The sequence below is a fragment of the Flavonifractor sp. AGMB03687 genome, from assembly GCF_017811815.1.
Taxonomy (GTDB): Bacteria; Bacillota; Clostridia; order Oscillospirales; family Oscillospiraceae; genus Flavonifractor.
Genome location: NZ_JADKZI010000007.1, coordinates 55,186 through 71,694, shown reverse-complemented (window position 1 = coordinate 71,694; position 16,509 = coordinate 55,186). Strand labels below are relative to the sequence as shown.

Below are 16,509 nucleotides of genomic sequence, written 5' to 3'. Positions count from 1 at the left end.
GCGGGGTGAGGACTATGGAAGCTGAGAACATCATTGAGATGCTCCATATCACCAAGGAATTTCCCGGTATCATTGCCAACGATGATATCACCCTTCAGCTTCGGAGAGGGGAGATCCACGCGCTTCTGGGCGAAAACGGAGCGGGAAAGTCTACCCTGATGAGCGTGCTGTTCGGCCTGTACCAGCCCGAGGCAGGGGAAATCCGGAAAAACGGTCAGCGGGTGAAGGTCAACAATCCCAATGACGCCACCGTGCTGGGGATCGGTATGGTGCACCAGCACTTCAAGCTGGTGGATGTGTTTACCGTGCTGGATAACATCATCCTGGGCGCGGAGACCACCAAGCTGGGTTTCCTGCAGAAGAAAGAAGCCCGAAAGAAAGTGGAGGAGATCTCCAAAAAGTACGGCCTGAGCGTGGACCTGGATGCCAAGGTGGAGGATATCACCGTGGGCATGCAGCAGCGCGTGGAGATCCTGAAGATGCTCTACCGGGACAACGAGATCCTGATCTTCGACGAGCCCACCGCGGTGTTGACGCCGCAGGAGATCGAAGAGCTGATGGCCACCATGAAGGAGTTTGCCAAGGAGGGGAAGAGCATCCTCTTCATCTCCCACAAGCTCAACGAGATCATGGAGGTGGCCGACCGGGTCACGGTACTCCGCAAGGGCAAGTATGTGGGTACGGTCAATACCTGTGATACGGACAAGCAGTCCCTGTCCAATATGATGGTGGGCCGTCCCGTCCAGCTGCAGGTGGAGAAGGAGCCGGCCAAGCCCGGCGATGTGGTGCTCTCTGTGGAGGGCCTCACGGTGCCGTCCCACAGCCACAAGCGCAACGCGGTGAACGGTGTGAGCTTCCAGGTGCGCAAGGGCGAGATCGTCTGTATCGCCGGCATCGACGGCAACGGCCAGACCGAACTGGTCTACGGCCTTACCGGCCTGGAGAAGTGCAGCGCCGGAAAGGTGACCCTGTGCGGTGAGGACATTTCCCATGCCTCTATCCGCCACAGAGGCAACAACATGAGCCATATCCCCGAGGACCGCCATAAGCACGGTCTGGTGCTGGACTTTACGCTGGAGCAGAACATGGTGCTTCAGCGCTTCCGGGAGCCCCGGTTCCAGCAGGGCGGCTTTATCAAAAAGGGTTCCGTGCGGGAATACGCGGAGACCCTGATCCAGCAGTATGATGTCCGCTCCGGTCAGGGCCCGGTGACCCTCGCACGGTCCATGTCCGGCGGTAACCAGCAGAAGGCCATCATTGCCCGGGAAGTGGATCGGGACAAGCCCCTGCTGGTGGCGGTACAGCCCACCCGCGGCCTGGACGTGGGCGCCATCGAGTATATCCACAAGCAGCTGGTGGCCGAGCGTGATAAGGGCCGCGCCGTTCTGCTGGTCTCTCTAGAGCTGGATGAGGTCATGAGCCTGTCTGACCGTATTCTGGTGATGTACGAAGGAGAGATCGTGGGCGAGCTGGACCCGAAGACCACCACCGTTCAGGAGCTGGGCCTGTACATGGCCGGCGCCAAGCGGTCGCAGAAGGAGGGAGAGGGCGCGTGAAAGAGAAAGGTTCCACCTTGTTGCAGAAAGAAAGTACCAAGTCGGTGCTGGCCTCTCTGATCGCCATTCTGATCGGTATGGCGGTGGGCGCGGTCATCATCCTCATCGTTGGTATCTTCAATTCCAACCTGGGCCTGAAGGGTGCCCTGGAGGGCATTCAGCTGGTGTTCGGCGGCCTGTTCAGCACAGGCCGCAACGCGGCGGGTGCCCTGACCTTCGGCTTCAATCCCACCAATATGGGCAATATGCTCTTCCGGGCTACCCCCCTGATCCTTACCGGTCTGTCGGTGGCGGTGGCCTTCAAGACAGGCCTGTTCAACATCGGTGCCCCCGGCCAGTACCTGATGGGTACTGCCGCCACCCTGATTCTGGCTCTGTCCATTCCCACCAGTGTGGTGCCTGCGCCCCTGGTGTGGGTGATCGCCTTTGTGGGCGGCTGCCTGGCCGGCGCCATCTGGGGTTGCATCCCCGGCCTGGTGAAGGCCTTCCTCAACATCAATGAGGTGTTGGCCTGCATCATGACCAACTGGATTGCCGCCAACCTGGTGACCTGGCTGTTTGACAACGGCAGCCTGTTTGAGAATCTGCAGAACCATGTGGAGAACACCAAGACGGCCTATATCTACAAGACCTCCTTCAACGGTGTGCAGACCGCCAAGCTGGGGCTGGACAAGCTCTTCCCCGGCTCCCAGGTCAACGGCGGCATCGTGGTGGCCATCATCATCGCCATCCTGGTGTATATCCTGATGACCAAGACCACCCTGGGCTACCAGCTCAAGGCCTGCGGCGCCAGCCGCCATGCCGCCCGGTACGCGGGCATCGCTGATAAGCGCAACATCGTGCTGTCCATGGCCATTGCCGGCGCTCTGTCCGGCGCGGCTGCCGCTCTCTACTATCTGTCCGGCAACACCGAGTTCTACTGGACCTCGGCCTACCAGACTCTGCCGGCTACCGGCTTCAACGGCATCCCCGTGGCCCTGCTGGCGGCCAGCCATCCCATCGGTGTCATCTTCGCCGGCTGCTTTATGTCCATGCTGGACATCGTGGGCCTGCAGATGACCAATCTGACGGCCTACAACGAGTATATCACCGACGTTATCATTGCTCTCATCGTCTACCTCAGCGCCTTCTCCCTGGTGATCCGTATGCTGATCAGCGGCCGCAAGAAGCACAAGGCGGCAAAGGTGGATGCGGCTTCCACACCGCAGGTGCCGCCGCCGGACGATGGCGGCACAGCGGAGAAAGGAGGCGGTGAGGCATGACGTTCCTGATCCAACAGACCCTGATCTATGCCGTTCCGCTGATGATCGTGGCTCTGGCCGGCGTGTTCGCCGAGCGCAGCGGTATCATCAACCTGGCTCTGGAAGGTATTATGATCTTCGGCGCCTTTGCGGGTGTGCTCTTTGTACGGCTGAGCCAGCAGGCGGGCTTCTTTGTGGAAGCCAAGGCTGCCGGCGACTGGGTGGCCCTGCAGGGCTTCATGCTCCTGGCCATGGTGGTGGCTGCCATTCTGGGTGCTATCTTCTCCCTGCTGCTCTCCTTCGCCTCGGTGAACCTGAAGGCAGACCAGACCATCGGTGGTACCGCTCTGAACCTGCTGGCGCCCGCTCTGGTGCTCTTCTTCATCCGCATCGTGGCCAACCAGAACACTCTGCAGATGGCGCAGGGCGATGCAGCCAGCTGGTTCATGATCAAGAAGAGCTTCTTCGGCTATGGACGCAACGATGATATGGGCTTCTTCGGCTCCACCTTCATCGACAAGACCTATCTGGCCACCTATATCTGCATCATCCTGTTTGTGGTGCTGTCCATTCTGCTCTACAAGACCCGCTTCGGCCTGCGGCTGCGCTCCTGCGGTGAGAATCCCCAGGCTGCCGACTCCCTGGGTATCAACGTGTATAAGATGCGTTACGCCGGTACTACCATTTCCGGCGCCCTGGCGGGCATGGGCGGCTTTGTGTACGCCCTCACCACCGCCAACTGCGCCTCCACCGGTGAGGTGGCCGGCTTTGGCTTCCTGGCCCTGGCGGTTATGATCTTCGGTAACTGGAAGCCCCTGAACATCGCCGGTGCGGCCCTGCTGTTCGGCCTGTTCAAGTGTATCGCCGCCTCCTACACCAGCATCGACATCAACGGCGACGGCGTGTTCCTGCTGGCGGAGATCGGCGTCAGCCCCCATTTCTATCGGATGCTGCCCTACCTGATCACCCTGATCGTGCTGGCCTTCACCTCCAAGAAGTCCAGAGCGCCCAAGGCGGAAGGTATCCCCTACGACAAGGGTCAGCGGTAAAGTACAGACAGACAAAAGGGGCCCTCAGGGCCCCTTTTGTGCTGCATCAGAAAAAGGAGAGATGATTTATGGTTACCATGGCACAGCGTATTGAGGCCCTGCGTAATGAAAAGGGCCTGTCCCGTCCCGCCCTGGCGGCGGAGCTGGGCTTCCCCAAGAACGCCATTGAGAAATATGAGACCGGCCGGGCCACCCCCACCAAGGACCAGCAGGAGAAAATGGCGTCCTATTTCGGGGTCTCCCTGTTCTATCTCCGGGGAGAGAGCGGAGACCGCACCCGGCAGGAGGACTGGATGAGCGGCGGCCTGAGCGCGGCGGACGAGGAGCCGGTCTATCGGCCCACGCCTGCCGTAAAGCGGCCCAAGGCGGAGCCTGCTTCTAGCGGCGGCGCCACCATGCTGGACGCCCTCTTCTCCAGCAAGCAGGCTAAGGACCAGTTCAAGGCCATGGTGCTGGAGGCCCTGCGTTCCCCGGAGGGGCAGGAGCTCATCGCTCAGGCGGTCTGGAAAGAGCTGGCCAAGCACCGCTGAGTGTTTCCAAGCTGGGACAAATGTGATATAATGTCAAAAAGCGCCGCCGGCGGCCGCGCACAGCTATTTTGAAGAAACGGGGAGGTACTGCAATGAAGCAGGACATGATTCTGATTCTGGACCTTGGCAGCAAAGAAAATGCCAAAATCGCCCGGGAAGTCCGTGCACTGGGCGTTTACAGCGAGATTCACCCCCACGATATCACCCTGGCAGAGGTACAGGCTCTGCCCAACGTAAAGGGTATCATCCTCAATGGCGGTCCCAACCGTGTGGTAGACGGTGCGGAGATCGACGTGTCCAAGGAGATTTATAACTGTGACCTGCCGGTGCTGCTGGTGGACCACAAGGGGGATGCCCCCTGGCCGGAGGACGACGAGGTGTGGAAGCAGGCCCTGTCCAACTTTATTTTTGGCATGTGCGGCGCAGAAGCCAACTGGAACATGGAAAACTTTATCGCTGATCAGATTGAGCTGATCCGCCGTCAGGTAGGCGATAAGAAGGTACTGCTGGCCCTGTCCGGCGGTGTGGACTCCTCCGTTGTGGCTGCTCTGCTTATCAAGGCCATCGGCAAGCAGCTGACCTGCGTCCACGTCAACCACGGCCTGCTGCGCAAGGGTGAGCCTGAGCAGGTGGTCCAGGTGTTCCGCCATGAGATGGACGCCAATCTGGTCTATGTGGATGCGGTGGACCGTTTCCTGGACAAGCTGGCCGGCGTGGCCGATCCGGAGCAGAAGCGCAAGATCATCGGCGGCGAGTTTATCCGCGTCTTTGAGGAGGAGGCTCGGAAGCTGGAGGGTATCTCCTTCCTGGGGCAGGGCACCATCTACCCCGACATCATTGAGTCGGGCACCAAGACTGTGAAGGCGGTGAAGAGCCACCACAACGTGGGCGGCCTGCCGGAGGATCTGGACTTTGAGCTGGTGGAGCCCCTGAAGATGCTCTTCAAGGACGAGGTGCGTGCCTGCGGCAAGGCCCTGGGCCTGCCCGACAACATGGTTTACCGGCAGCCCTTCCCCGGCCCTGGCCTGGGCGTGCGCTGCCTGGGGGCCATTACCCGGGATCGCCTGGAGGCGGTGCGGGAGTCTGACGCGATCCTGCGGGAGGAATTTGCCAAGAACGGCCTGGAGGGCAAGGTGTGGCAGTACTTTACCGCCATCCCCGACATCAAGAGCGTAGGCGTCCGGGACGGCAAGCGGGCCGACGAGTGGCCGGTGATCATCCGGGCGGTGAACACCGTGGATGCTATGACTGCCACTGTGGAGGATGTGCCCTTTGCCCTGCTGCAGCACATTACAGACCGCATCACCCATGAGGTGAAGGGGGTCAACCGGGTGCTCTTTGACCTGACGCCCAAGCCCACGGGGACCATCGAATGGGAATGATTTCAGAGACTCGGAAAAGCCTGATATAACTGGTTTTTTTAGAGGTTAAGGCCATCCGTGGCAACGATTTGGCAACACTTTTTCATTATTCATAAAAAAAGAGCTAACTGATTTTGATTAGTCAGTTAGCTCTTTTTTTGCATCATATTAAACTGTTAGTCCTGCAATTCCTATGGCTGCATTGATTACATCGCTTAAAGTAATGCCTTTAAAAGTATCCTTCAATTTTCCTAATTTTAACTTTTTGGCAATTGGAGCTACCTCATATTCTGAACGGCATTCATTAGTTACAAATTCCATTATTTTTCGTATTTTTGCGTAGTTTGGGTCAAGGTTTTCTTCTAAGTCAATTTTTAGAGATTCACTAAAATGTAATTGGCCGTTGCGATAGTTTACAAGAATTAGTTGAAGTTTGTCTTCATAAGGAGAGCTAAAGTACTCATTAAACTGGTCTTTGATTTCAATGAATGCATCCAGGTCAAAGTATGCTCTTTGAGTATTACCGGGAAATTTAAGTATCGTTTTAGTTAAAGACTCATCACTTGGGGGTAAATATGCACCATATCCAGCCCAAAACACATCAAAGTACTTTCTAGTATTGCGGTGCCAATACTGATAGTTTTGCTCAACTATGTCCTTTGTCACGCCTAAATCGTATCGTGCCATCATAATGCCAACAACACATTGTTCATCATGGGCATAGCGTTCGCGGACTTCTTCGTGAAGCCTTGTTAGTGTTAAAGCCTCTACCATCTAAGAGCACTCCTTATAGTTATTTTTCATCTTTTAAAGCTTCCACCATGATATTGCTGAGTTCTTGCGATAGCGTCTTTGTCTTCTTTTGAGTCCTATCAAACTCCGGATAGTGGTAGCGCCACTTGTCGTAATCTTCTTTGGAAATTTCGCCCGCCTCCAGCATGGCAGCGGCCTGTTGCCAGGAACAGAGCATCTCATGCAGCCGGGCGGCGTCCTTGCTCTTCCGCACATCAACCTTCAAGCAGACTTCTCCATCCATCTCGCTGATCTTGAGCCCGTAGTTGTCCTCCAGGGTAAACAGGGTGTGCATGAGCCCTACATAGGAGTCTATGTCCGGGACAGAGAGTGCATGGGGTGAGACATCCAGTACCTGGGCCAGGGCGGCAGTCAGGTCTGCTTTAGGGGTTCTTGACCCTGTTTCGTACTGCGCGAGGCGCACATCGGCAGACTTCTCCGGGAAGCCCAGCGCCATACCAAGATATTTTTGTGTCATCCCCCGCAGGAGACGGAAAAAGTGAATCCGTTCGCCAATCGCCATATCATACACTCCAATCGTTGGTTGTCTTTAAGAAAAGCGTAGCAGAAATGCTTAGTAAAGTCAAGGGAATACTAAACAATTTTATTTAATTTATTTTGCGTACTCCGATTGACATAAGCTATTATGCTTAGTATAATGACAATAGACTAAGCATAATAGCTTAGAACCAATAAATAAAAAAGAACTGCCGCAAACGCTGGTTATACATCCGGGAAGAAAGTGGCGGACGAAAGTGAGGAGGCATTTATGGAACACAACATCCATCCGAAGCAGTCATCAACGAAGAAAGGAAGGTATTTTCAATGCAGGCACAAAACTTTATGCGCGTGCAGGAAGTGGCCCAGGAGCTGGGCATCTCCAAGTCCCACGCCTACAAGGTGATCCACAAGCTCAACGCCGAACTCCGGGAGAAGGGCTATCTGACCATCTCCGGGCGGGTCAACCGAAACTTTTTCATGGAGAAGTTTTGCTACGGCAAAACGGAAAAGGAGGGCTAATCATGGCAGTCTACAAGGAAGGAAAGACCAACACCTGGCGGGCGGTCTACCGCTACACCGATTGGAACGGCGAGCGCAAGCAGACCCAGAAGCGGGGCTTCAAGACCAAACGGGAGGCACAGGCCTGGGAGCGCGAACAGCTCAACAAGACCAGCGCTGATCTGGACATGACCTTCAGGAGCTTTGTGGACCTCTACACAGCGGATATGAAAACCCGGCTCAAGGAAAACACCTGGGCCACCAAGGATCACATTATCCGTACCAAGCTGCTGCCCTACTTCGGCAGGCTGAAAATGTGCAACATCACTGCCCAGCAGATCATCACCTGGCAGAATGAGATGCTGAACCACAAAGACGAGAACGGTAAGCCCTACTCGCCTGTGTATCTCAAGACGGTTCATAACCAGCTCAGCGCCATCTTCAACCACGCGGTTCGGTACTACAACCTCCGAGAGAATCCCTGCAAGAAGGCAGGCAGCATGGGCAAGAAGAAAAACCGGGAGATGATGTTCTGGACCAAGGAACAGTACCTGAAATTTGCCGATGTGATGATGGATAAACCGCTGTCTTTCTACGCCTTCGAGATGCTCTATTGGTGCGGTATCCGGGAGGGGGAGCTGCTGGCCCTGACCCCGGCGGACTTTGACTTCGAGAAGTGTACCGTTACCATCAACAAGTCCTATCAGCGGCTGAACGGCCAGGACTTGATTACCACCCCCAAGACGGAAAAGAGCAATCGGGTCATTACCATGCCGCAGTTTCTGGCCGAGGAAATCCAGGATTACATCAAGATGCTTTACGGCATCGGGCCGGATGACCGGATGTTTACCGTCACCAAGAGCTATCTCCACCGGGAGATGGACCGGGGAGCCAAAGAAGCCGGGGTGCCGCGCATCAGAATCCACGATATTCGTCATAGCGCGGTGTCGCTTCTGATTGACATGGGATTCTCTGCCACGGCCATCGCGGACCGGGTGGGCCATGAGAGCATTGACATCACCTACAATTATGCGCACCTGTTTCCGTCCAAGCAGGCGGAAATGGCGGATAAATTAAACATGGAAAGGGGCAATTAAAAATGTCAGCAAAGAATTTGGACAAGCACAACCGTTGGAGGAACAAGACCGTGGCTTTTCGGGTCTCCCCGGAAGAGGATACCCAGATCGAGACGGCGGTGAAGCTCACCGGCTTGACCAAGCAGGATTACATCATCCGGCGGCTGCTTTGCCGGGATGTGGTGGTCCAGGGCAATCCCAGAGTTTACAAGGCCCTGCGGGACCAGCTGGCCGCCGTACTGGACGAGCTGCGCCGGATTGAGGCCGGGCAGGGCGTAAACGATGAGCTGCTGGACACCATCCAGATGATCGCAACCATTATGAACGGGATGCAGGAGGACTTTGCCTATGACCGATGAGATAAAGAAAATGACCGCCCATAGTTCATCTGTTGGCGCAGATGATGGGCAGTCAATCTCTCAAAATTCCAAGACCACTATACCAGATTCAGACGAAAAAAGCAATTCCCCCGAAAGAGATTTGGAGGAACTTTACCGGAAAATGCGCCGCATGAGTGACCCGGCCTATCTGCATACTGTGACCCTGGACGAGCTGATGGACAATGTGTTCGAGGGCAAGTCTGCGGTGATTGAGAACCTGCTCTATACAGGAGCGTACATCCTTGCCGGAGCGCCCAAAATCGGCAAGTCTTTCCTGGTGGCGCAAATCGCCCACCATATCAGTACCGGGCAAGACCTGTGGGGCTACAAAGTCCATCAGGGAACCGTGCTCTATCTTGCCCTAGAAGATGATGAGAGCCGGTTGCAGCGCCGGATGTTCCGAATGTTCGGAGTGGAGGGGACAAGCTCCCTCCACTTCGCCACCAACGCTAAAATGATCGGCGGTGGCCTGGATGAACAGCTGGAAAAGTTCGTTCGGGAACACGGTGAAACCAAGCTGATTATCGTGGATACCCTACAAAAAGTCCGGGAAGCGGTGAGCGACAGTTACAGTTACTCCAGCGACTATGAGGTAATCGGCAGACTGAAACAATTTGCTGACCGTTATGGTGTCTGCGCCCTGATCGTCCACCACACCAGAAAGCAGCCTGCGGGAGACAGCTTTGAGATGATTTCCGGCACTACGGGCTTGCTGGGCTGTGCGGATGGAGCGCTCCTGATGCAGAAGGAAAAGCGGACGGATAGTAAGGCAACCTTGGAGGTTGTGGGCAGAGACCAGCCGGATCAGCGGCTGTATCTAAGCAAGGACCAAGAGAGCCTAGTTTGGGGGCTCGACCATGCAGAGAATGAGCTTTGGAAGCAACCCCCAGATCCGGTACTGGAAGCCGTGGCAAAGATCGTATCTGCTGACAACCGGGAATGGGAAGGCAGCCCCACCGAGCTGGCCCAAGCGATTCAAACAGACATGGCGGTGAACCGGCTTACCAAGCATCTGAATGTGAATGCCAGCCGCCTATCGGAAGAACATCAGGTGAAGTACGAGAACAAAACCAAGCACGCCGGGCGGCGTATCCGGCTGACCTACATGGTGGTGGAAGCCCCCGCGTTTGAAGTAATCGAGTAAAGCGCGACGCTCGCAACGGTCGCGGCGGTGTTTTGAGGGGTACTCCCAGCACCGTTGCGACCGTCGCAACCGTCGCGGAACGGAAAATCTGGGGTGGCATTTTACCACCCCATCTTCCAAGGGAAGCCCTATTTTAGGGAGTACCATATTAGCAAAAGGGGTGAGCGATTCACGCACCCCTATGCTCCGAAACGGGGCACTGGGCACAGACAAAAAAGCGTTCGGAGAACGCGCAGCCACAGAATGAAATTCTGTGTTCAAAAGGGGCTTGGGGGCGTTGCCCTCAACAAGCAGACGGCAGGAAATGTGAGTGTGTATGAACACTCGCATTGCTTGCCGGATTTGTGTGTGGCTATCCACACGCATTGCTTGCCGGTAACTAAAATAACCGAAACGGCCCTTGTACCGCTACGGAAAACCAACTGAAATTAAGTATTGGGAGGTAACGACTATGAGAAAGGTTTTGTCCTGTGAGTTCAACCTGGACACCGCCTGCGTGGAGCTGCGCCTGGATGACGGGACGCTGCTCTCCATCGACTGCACCGCCGTGGAGAACGAGGTGGCAAACAGTATGTACCAGCGGTCAGAGCTGGACTGGCTAATCTACAACGATCCGCTGTCCTATGCCGAACTGATTTTGAATGGTGAGCCAGAACTATATTTGAAAGCCGTGACAGAGTATGAATCTTTAGATAAAAGCTGAGATTCAGGCCGTCATCCCAAACACTATTCTAAACTTCAATGCCGTGGAGTGTATATAATTACAGCTGTACATATTGACAATGTTTGCTATAATAAAATATAAGGAGGATGATCTAAATGGATGGGCCTTGTGACTATGGACATTTTGATATTGTCCTTGCGGATTTTCTGAAGCAAAATAGCATTAGCAAAAATCAGCTTTCAGAAAAAGCTAATTTGCAAAGAACACAACTGAACTCGTATTGTAAAAACAATATTAAGCGACCAGATCTTGATGTCCTTGCACGAATTTGCTATGCGTTGAATTGTGAGTTGTCGGACATTATTCGATATGTCCACCCGAATGAAAGAAATGGAGAGAAGGGCAATGGCTGATACAAAAGTAATTGTTATCCCGGAAGGGAAAATATGTGACTACATAGATGGAAAATTTCGTAATGACACACCTGAAGAATATGTGCGTCAAACTGTCGAAAAGCGGTTAGTAAATGAACACAAATATTTTCCAGAACAAATTCGAGTAGAGTACACGCTACAGTTGGGCTCTAGAAAGCCTAGAGCTGATATTGTTATTTTTGAGTCTAAAGACACCGCACAGACCCAGGAAAATATCAAGATCATTATTGAGTGCAAAAAAGAAACTGTAGATGCAAGAAACGCTAAGGATGGCGTTGAACAATTAAAATCTTACATGTCCGCATGTCCTAACTGTGAGTGGGGCATGTGGACAAACGGCAGACAAAAAGAAGTTTTTCGGAAATATGTAAATGATAAAGGTCAGATTGACTTTATGGATTACAATGATATTCCGTCTGCCGATGGGAATTTGGAAGATATCAATCGTCCGAGTCGTGCGTCTCTTAAAAACGCATATGATGATAACCTTTTGTTCACCTTCAAGACCTGCCATAATCATATTTATGTTAATGATGGTATGCAAAAGCAACCCGCTTTTTTTGAACTATTGAAGGTTATCTTTTGCAAAATTGAAGATGAACGAAACATTCCGAAGCCACTTGAGTTTTATGCTACATCGGAAGAACGTTCGAATCCTGATGGTCAACTTACAGTTAAAAAAAGAATTTCCAAAATTTTTGAAAGAGTAAAAAACAAGAAAAAATATCGGTTGATCTTTGACACAAACGATGAAATCAAGCTTTCGCCTCGGAGTTTGGCATATATTGTGAGTGAGCTTCAAAAGTACAGCTTACTTCATACTAATATTGACATTAAGGGCAAAGCCTACGAAGAAATTGTCGGCGCTAACTTGCGTGGAGATCGAGGAGAATTCTTTACTCCACGTAATGTTATGAAGATGGTCGTTGAAATGATCAATCCCCAAGTGGATGAAAAGGTATTGGACAGTTCATGTGGCACAGGCGGATTTTTAGTTACGGCTATGACACATGTTATGAGTCAACTTGAAAGAGATTTTGCAAAAGAATTAGGAGTCCCTCGTGATAAGTGGGATTCTGATGCTGAAAACGCATTTCAGGATCGGGTATCGGATATGGCCAAAGTAAATTACTTTGGCTTTGATATAAATCCTGACTTGGTTAAAGCAACTAAGATGAACATGGTCATGAATAATGACGGAAGCGGAAATATTCTGCAAAACAACTCTTTGTTGCCTCCTCATGAATGGACCGAAGATTTCAGGACGAGTCTTGCTGAAGCTTTAGGAATTGACAAGTCGAGTATTCGTAACCATTCAACTATTGGCTTTTTTGATGTGATTGTAACTAATCCACCGTTTGGCAGTAAAATTCCTATTAAAGATAAAGATATTTTGGAACAATTTGATCTCGCACATGTTTGGGAAAACGATAAAGACTCCAATACTTGGAAGATGACTGATCGTTTGCAGTCGTCCGTTCCTCCTGAAATTTTGTTTGTTGAACGCTGCACGCAGCTTCTTGTTCCTGGCGGTAGAATGGGCATAGTATTACCTGACAATATTTTAGGTGCACCAGGACTGGGGTATATCCGTGAGTGGTTAATTAAAAACCACCGCATAATTGCTAGTGTTGATCTCCATGTCGATACATTCCAGCCGAGAAACGGTACACAGACATCGGTCTTATTCTTGCAGAAGAAAACCAAGGAGCAAAAGGACGCTGAGGAAAAAAGCGGTACGATGGCTGATTATAACATTTTCATGGCAATGGTGGATAAGGTTGGTCATGATAAGCGTGGAAATCCGATCTTTAAGCGAGATAAAGAAGGAAATGAAATTTTAGTCCCGGATACAAGCAGCGTTTTGGTATTAGGAAAAACGGGAGACGGATCTCGAACTGTAGCACATGAGCAAAAGAGAAAGGTTGAAGATGACCAAACATCGGATGTACCGCCTATTTTTGCTGAATGGAAAAAGAGAGAGGGGTTATCATGGTAAGCGAGAATGTTGCTTATCAGCTTCAGAATTTCGAAGAAGCTGAAATTGATGAATCTCCTGTAAAATGGTGTTCTGTTACACTTTCAGATATTATCGCACGTGGGAAGCGTTTGGAAGCCAGCGTATATGATGTGGAGGCAAAACAGGCTAGAGAAATCGTAATCCACGGTAAATTCCCAGCAATAGCTTTGGGTGGGGATGATGGACTAACGAGTTCTTACACTGGAGCGCGGTTTAAGAGAATTTGGGTAGACCACTCTGAGTATCCAATTTATCAGCCATCTTCTATTGTGGATATAAAGCCTACTCCAGACGGCTATATCTCTAAGCGTACGGATACCGATATCGATGCTCTGCGAGTCAAAAAAGGCCAAATTCTTATGACGTGTTCTGGCACAATTGGAAAAGTGGCTTATGTGTCGGATACCCTCGACGGATTGATTTTCAGCCATGATCTATTGCGGATTGATAGTAACGATGATAACGCAGGATACATTTATGCATATCTTAAGAGTAAAATTGGACAGCAAATATTGTTGACCAATAGCTATGGAGCGGTTATTACGCATATTGAACCTGAACATTTAGCTGACGTTCCTATCCCAAATGCACCGGTAGAAATCAAACAGGAAATTCATAAGATGGTCATTGATTCCTATGCTCTCAGAGATGAATCCAATAAATTGCTGGATGAAGCTATGGATTTGTTGGTGCAGGAATTGAAATTACCTCCCATTGAAGAGATTGGAGTGGATGATTTCGTTCAGGATGCTCCAGTTGAAACTTTTCTGGTAAAATTAAGTCAACTTAACAACCGTGTGGATGCGTCTTATCATGTGCCTATTGTAAAAGCTATCGTTGATTATCTCAATAAAAACGCAGCAGAGGTGACGACGATTGGTGATTGCAGGATAAGCCGTAATGTTATTCTACCGGGCCGATTCAAGCGTGTCTATGTAGATGAAGGACATGGGCGAATTTTTATCGGTGGCAAACAATTAGGAGAATTAGACCCTACAAATAAGAAGTATCTTTCGGTAACACAGCACGGTGAGCGTATAGAGGAACAACTAGAACTGCATGAAAACATGACGCTTATAACTTGTAGTGGAACCATAGGAAAAGTTGCGCTGGTCGGAAAACACTGGGAGAATTGGACAGCTAATCAACACATTATTCGTGTAGTGCCTGCAAATAATGAAATAGCTGGATATCTGAGTGTATTTTTGTCTTCGCAATATGGCTATCGGTTGATTACACGCTATACGTATGGGTCTGTAATTGATGAGATTGATGCAACGCATGTGAGTCAAATACCAATCCCTATTCTGAAAAATGCCGAAATTCAGGATAGAATAAATAAGCTTGCGCTCCAGGCAAATCAAAAACGTTATGAAGCTTACCTGCTTGAGCAAAAGGCTTTGAGAACGATGGATCAAAAAGTGCTTTTTGCAAAGTGAGGTGATTAAGAATGCCTGGCTATAAAGACTGGATAGATACCATAGATATTAGAATTGATTATTACTCTGCTTTTATGAAGGCCTGGATCGCCTTTAATGCGTGGTATAACTATAGCGGTGAAATTGCAGGAAAAAACGATAAAGAGCATATTGATTCTATTGCTCAAACATCTAATAGATTCAGAGAATATATCGTAAATCTTTTGAGAGCAGAGGACTCCGAGGGGGCTTCCTACAGGGATAATGTGGCAAACTTGCATGAAGCGCTCCAAAATGCGGCTCTTATGACGCAGGAATACATAGGTACGAGACAAGCTATTTCTTTCTCTAGCGTTGCCTCTAAGAACTTAAATGCTGCCGAACGCTTTGATTACTATAAAAACCATTACGAATGCACTCGAATTCGCGGCAAAATTATTACATCGGTCAAAGAAAAAAGTACAGGTGTTGAGATTTTTCATTTTGAGCAAGACGAGTATGATGAAGAGGCCTTACAACAGCAATCAGTATATGTTAGTTTGACACCTACGCAACGGGAATCTTGTTTACGCTGCTATGGCAAAATGACTCCATATGTGATTGAATCCGTTCTTTCCAAGCCCGAGGATGTAGGAAGTCCAGACAGGAGCAAAAAGATTGGCGCATATTCGTTTGTTAAAGACGATGTGAAAATAAGTCGAGCAATAGTGGTCGTGTTGTATATGCTTAGGTGCTGTCTTGCACACGGAGATTTTTCGCCGGATGAAGCATCCAATAATGTCTACAAATATGCATACGAGGTTCTATGTATACCACTAAAAAAGCTTAGGTAGTTCGCAGAAAAGCTGCCCTTCCTCTAAAAAATCTCTATCGTTTTGTGTTCAAAACATAATTTGTGGTTTCGGTGTATTGAGTCTCACTACACAATCCGCTATACTGAGGCTGGGACTCTTGGCAACACCATGGCAACATAAAATCAGATAGCCCCTACTATCTGAATAATGAAAATAATGCCGATACCCTGAACTAAATCCCATAAGCAAATCTGTTTAGAAAACTTCTGACAGGAGCGAATGGGAATAATTAACGAAGGCTCAAAAACCCAGTAATATCAAGGTTTTTCGGACTTCGACCACCCCTTTTGATAACAATTTGATAACACCCTTTGAAGCACCCTTTATTCTATATCCCGTATGGTTTGCAGGTTATCAGAATAAACAATGCGTGGATTGGGACTAATGTAACCGTATTATAAGACGATGAAAGCCCTTAACTGTGGATAACGCAGTTAAGGGCTTTTTGTCGTCTTTATTTGTCTTTTAAGTGGTCTTTGAATGCTTCGACCATTGCATCGCTGAGTTCTTGTGAAGGGACTTTAACCCATCCGCTTTCGGTATCGAACTTAGGATAGTTGTAACGCCAACGGTCATATTCCTCTTTGGAGATTTCGCCGTTTCTGTACTTTTCAGCTTGCTTCTGCCAAGCAGCAAAGTATTTCTGAATAGAAGCGTTGCTACCTACTCTGCCGTCAAGACGGATACAAACTTCATCATCGACCTTGTCGATCTTGAAGCCGTAAATATCCTCTAATGTAAAAAGCGTATGCATAAGACCGAGTTCGCTGTCAATGTCCGGTACGGTCAAAGCCAAAGGCGAAACCTCTAATACTTGTGCAAGCGATTGCGTTAAATCTGCTTTGGGTGTTCTTGAGCCGGACTCATATTGAGCCATACGAATGTCGGCGGTCTTTTCGGGAAAACCGACAGCAATACCGAGCCACTTTTGAGTCATACCTTTTAGGTTACGCAAAAAACGTATTCTTTCACCGATTGCCATAGTTATCTT

General features: G+C 50.4%; 17 protein-coding genes. 14 read left to right on the top strand and 3 right to left on the bottom strand.

Annotated elements, in window-relative coordinates; all coding sequences use genetic code 11:
- Positions 1–14: 14 nt before the first annotated feature.
- From J9789_RS13555 to guaA, 5 genes are all read left to right on the top strand, one after another.
- Entirely contained in the window at positions 15–1,556 is a 1,542-nt protein-coding gene (locus J9789_RS13555; protein WP_209346238.1) for an ABC transporter ATP-binding protein, read from the top strand.
- A complete protein-coding gene (locus J9789_RS13550) occupies positions 1,553–2,818 on the top strand; it encodes an ABC transporter permease (RefSeq protein WP_209346236.1) in 1,266 nt (421 codons plus the stop codon). Before J9789_RS13555 ends, J9789_RS13550 begins: the two co-directional genes overlap by 4 nt.
- Positions 2,815–3,846, top strand: coding sequence for an ABC transporter permease (locus tag J9789_RS13545; RefSeq protein ID WP_209346234.1), 1,032 nt, complete (start codon positions 2,815–2,817; stop codon positions 3,844–3,846). The genes J9789_RS13550 and J9789_RS13545 overlap by 4 nt, the downstream gene beginning before the upstream one ends.
- Positions 3,847–3,914: 68 nt before the next feature.
- Positions 3,915–4,376, top strand: coding sequence for a helix-turn-helix transcriptional regulator (locus J9789_RS13540; RefSeq protein ID WP_209346233.1), 462 nt, complete (start codon positions 3,915–3,917; stop codon positions 4,374–4,376).
- Between the two features lie 92 nt (positions 4,377–4,468).
- Positions 4,469–5,758 (top strand): glutamine-hydrolyzing GMP synthase, encoded by a 1,290-nt coding sequence (gene guaA, locus J9789_RS13535; protein ID WP_209346231.1) that lies wholly within the window; start codon positions 4,469–4,471, stop codon positions 5,756–5,758.
- Between the two features lie 147 nt (positions 5,759–5,905).
- Here guaA and J9789_RS13530 read toward each other — a convergent pair whose 3' ends face one another.
- Positions 5,906–6,511, bottom strand: coding sequence for a hypothetical protein (locus J9789_RS13530; RefSeq protein ID WP_118564172.1), 606 nt, complete (start codon positions 6,509–6,511; stop codon positions 5,906–5,908).
- 19 nt (positions 6,512–6,530) lie between these two features.
- Positions 6,531–7,052, bottom strand: a complete 522-nt coding sequence (locus tag J9789_RS13525; protein ID WP_118564173.1) for a helix-turn-helix transcriptional regulator — start codon at positions 7,050–7,052, stop codon at positions 6,531–6,533.
- 302 nt (positions 7,053–7,354) lie between these two features.
- Here J9789_RS13525 and J9789_RS13520 point away from each other — a divergent pair, with 302 nt between their 5' ends.
- The 9 genes from J9789_RS13520 to J9789_RS13480 all read left to right on the top strand — a co-directional run bounded on the left by J9789_RS13520 (position 7,355) and on the right by J9789_RS13480 (position 15,497).
- On the top strand, positions 7,355–7,549 hold the full coding sequence (locus J9789_RS13520) for a helix-turn-helix domain-containing protein (RefSeq protein ID WP_209346229.1): 195 nt from the start codon (positions 7,355–7,357) through the stop codon (positions 7,547–7,549).
- A gap of 2 nt (positions 7,550–7,551) precedes the next feature.
- On the top strand, positions 7,552–8,625 hold the full coding sequence (locus tag J9789_RS13515) for a site-specific integrase (protein ID WP_209346227.1): 1,074 nt from the start codon (positions 7,552–7,554) through the stop codon (positions 8,623–8,625).
- Positions 8,626–8,627: 2 nt separating this feature from the next.
- Positions 8,628–8,963, top strand: coding sequence for a hypothetical protein (locus tag J9789_RS13510; RefSeq protein WP_108981136.1), 336 nt, complete (start codon positions 8,628–8,630; stop codon positions 8,961–8,963).
- Positions 8,953–10,128 (top strand): AAA family ATPase, encoded by a 1,176-nt coding sequence (locus J9789_RS13505; protein ID WP_209346225.1) that lies wholly within the window; start codon positions 8,953–8,955, stop codon positions 10,126–10,128. Before J9789_RS13510 ends, J9789_RS13505 begins: the two co-directional genes overlap by 11 nt.
- A 451-nt stretch (positions 10,129–10,579) precedes the next feature.
- Complete coding sequence (locus J9789_RS13500) at positions 10,580–10,831, top strand: DUF6061 family protein (protein WP_118564177.1); 252 nt, start codon at positions 10,580–10,582, stop codon at positions 10,829–10,831.
- A gap of 116 nt (positions 10,832–10,947) precedes the next feature.
- On the top strand, positions 10,948–11,205 hold the full coding sequence (locus J9789_RS13495; RefSeq protein ID WP_118564178.1) for a helix-turn-helix transcriptional regulator: 258 nt from the start codon (positions 10,948–10,950) through the stop codon (positions 11,203–11,205).
- On the top strand, positions 11,198–13,225 hold the full coding sequence (locus J9789_RS13490) for an N-6 DNA methylase (protein ID WP_176923696.1): 2,028 nt from the start codon (positions 11,198–11,200) through the stop codon (positions 13,223–13,225). The genes J9789_RS13495 and J9789_RS13490 overlap by 8 nt, the downstream gene beginning before the upstream one ends.
- Positions 13,219–14,685, top strand: a complete 1,467-nt coding sequence (locus tag J9789_RS13485) for a restriction endonuclease subunit S (protein ID WP_195969437.1) — start codon at positions 13,219–13,221, stop codon at positions 14,683–14,685. Before J9789_RS13490 ends, J9789_RS13485 begins: the two co-directional genes overlap by 7 nt.
- An 11-nt stretch (positions 14,686–14,696) precedes the next feature.
- Positions 14,697–15,497: a hypothetical protein gene (locus J9789_RS13480; RefSeq protein ID WP_176923698.1), complete on the top strand. Its 801-nt coding sequence runs from the start codon at positions 14,697–14,699 to the stop codon at positions 15,495–15,497.
- A gap of 475 nt (positions 15,498–15,972) precedes the next feature.
- Here J9789_RS13480 and J9789_RS13475 read toward each other — a convergent pair whose 3' ends face one another.
- Positions 15,973–16,500 carry a helix-turn-helix transcriptional regulator gene (locus tag J9789_RS13475; RefSeq protein ID WP_178418497.1) on the bottom strand — a complete coding sequence of 176 codons (528 nt, stop codon included), beginning with the start codon at positions 16,498–16,500 and terminating at the stop codon, positions 15,973–15,975.
- Positions 16,501–16,509: the final 9 nt, after the last annotated feature.

Excerpts from the sequence above, each read along its gene's own strand:
- J9789_RS13555 (WP_209346238.1), top strand. The coding sequence starts at position 15 with ATGGAAGCTGAGAACATCATTGAGATGCTCCATATCACCAAGGAATTT.
- J9789_RS13545 (WP_209346234.1), top strand. The coding sequence starts at position 2,815 with ATGACGTTCCTGATCCAACAGACCCTGATCTATGCCGTTCCGCTGATG.
- J9789_RS13540 (WP_209346233.1), top strand. The coding sequence starts at position 3,915 with ATGGTTACCATGGCACAGCGTATTGAGGCCCTGCGTAATGAAAAGGGC.
- guaA (WP_209346231.1), top strand. The coding sequence starts at position 4,469 with ATGAAGCAGGACATGATTCTGATTCTGGACCTTGGCAGCAAAGAAAAT.
- J9789_RS13530 (WP_118564172.1), bottom strand. The coding sequence starts at position 6,511 with ATGGTAGAGGCTTTAACACTAACAAGGCTTCACGAAGAAGTCCGCGAA.
- J9789_RS13525 (WP_118564173.1), bottom strand. The coding sequence starts at position 7,052 with ATGGCGATTGGCGAACGGATTCACTTTTTCCGTCTCCTGCGGGGGATG.
- J9789_RS13520 (WP_209346229.1), top strand. The coding sequence starts at position 7,355 with ATGCAGGCACAAAACTTTATGCGCGTGCAGGAAGTGGCCCAGGAGCTG.
- J9789_RS13515 (WP_209346227.1), top strand. The coding sequence starts at position 7,552 with ATGGCAGTCTACAAGGAAGGAAAGACCAACACCTGGCGGGCGGTCTAC.
- J9789_RS13510 (WP_108981136.1), top strand. The coding sequence starts at position 8,628 with ATGTCAGCAAAGAATTTGGACAAGCACAACCGTTGGAGGAACAAGACC.
- J9789_RS13505 (WP_209346225.1), top strand. The coding sequence starts at position 8,953 with ATGACCGATGAGATAAAGAAAATGACCGCCCATAGTTCATCTGTTGGC.
- J9789_RS13500 (WP_118564177.1), top strand. The coding sequence starts at position 10,580 with ATGAGAAAGGTTTTGTCCTGTGAGTTCAACCTGGACACCGCCTGCGTG.
- J9789_RS13495 (WP_118564178.1), top strand. The coding sequence starts at position 10,948 with ATGGATGGGCCTTGTGACTATGGACATTTTGATATTGTCCTTGCGGAT.
- J9789_RS13490 (WP_176923696.1), top strand. The coding sequence starts at position 11,198 with ATGGCTGATACAAAAGTAATTGTTATCCCGGAAGGGAAAATATGTGAC.
- J9789_RS13485 (WP_195969437.1), top strand. The coding sequence starts at position 13,219 with ATGGTAAGCGAGAATGTTGCTTATCAGCTTCAGAATTTCGAAGAAGCT.
- J9789_RS13480 (WP_176923698.1), top strand. The coding sequence starts at position 14,697 with ATGCCTGGCTATAAAGACTGGATAGATACCATAGATATTAGAATTGAT.
- J9789_RS13475 (WP_178418497.1), bottom strand. The coding sequence starts at position 16,500 with ATGGCAATCGGTGAAAGAATACGTTTTTTGCGTAACCTAAAAGGTATG.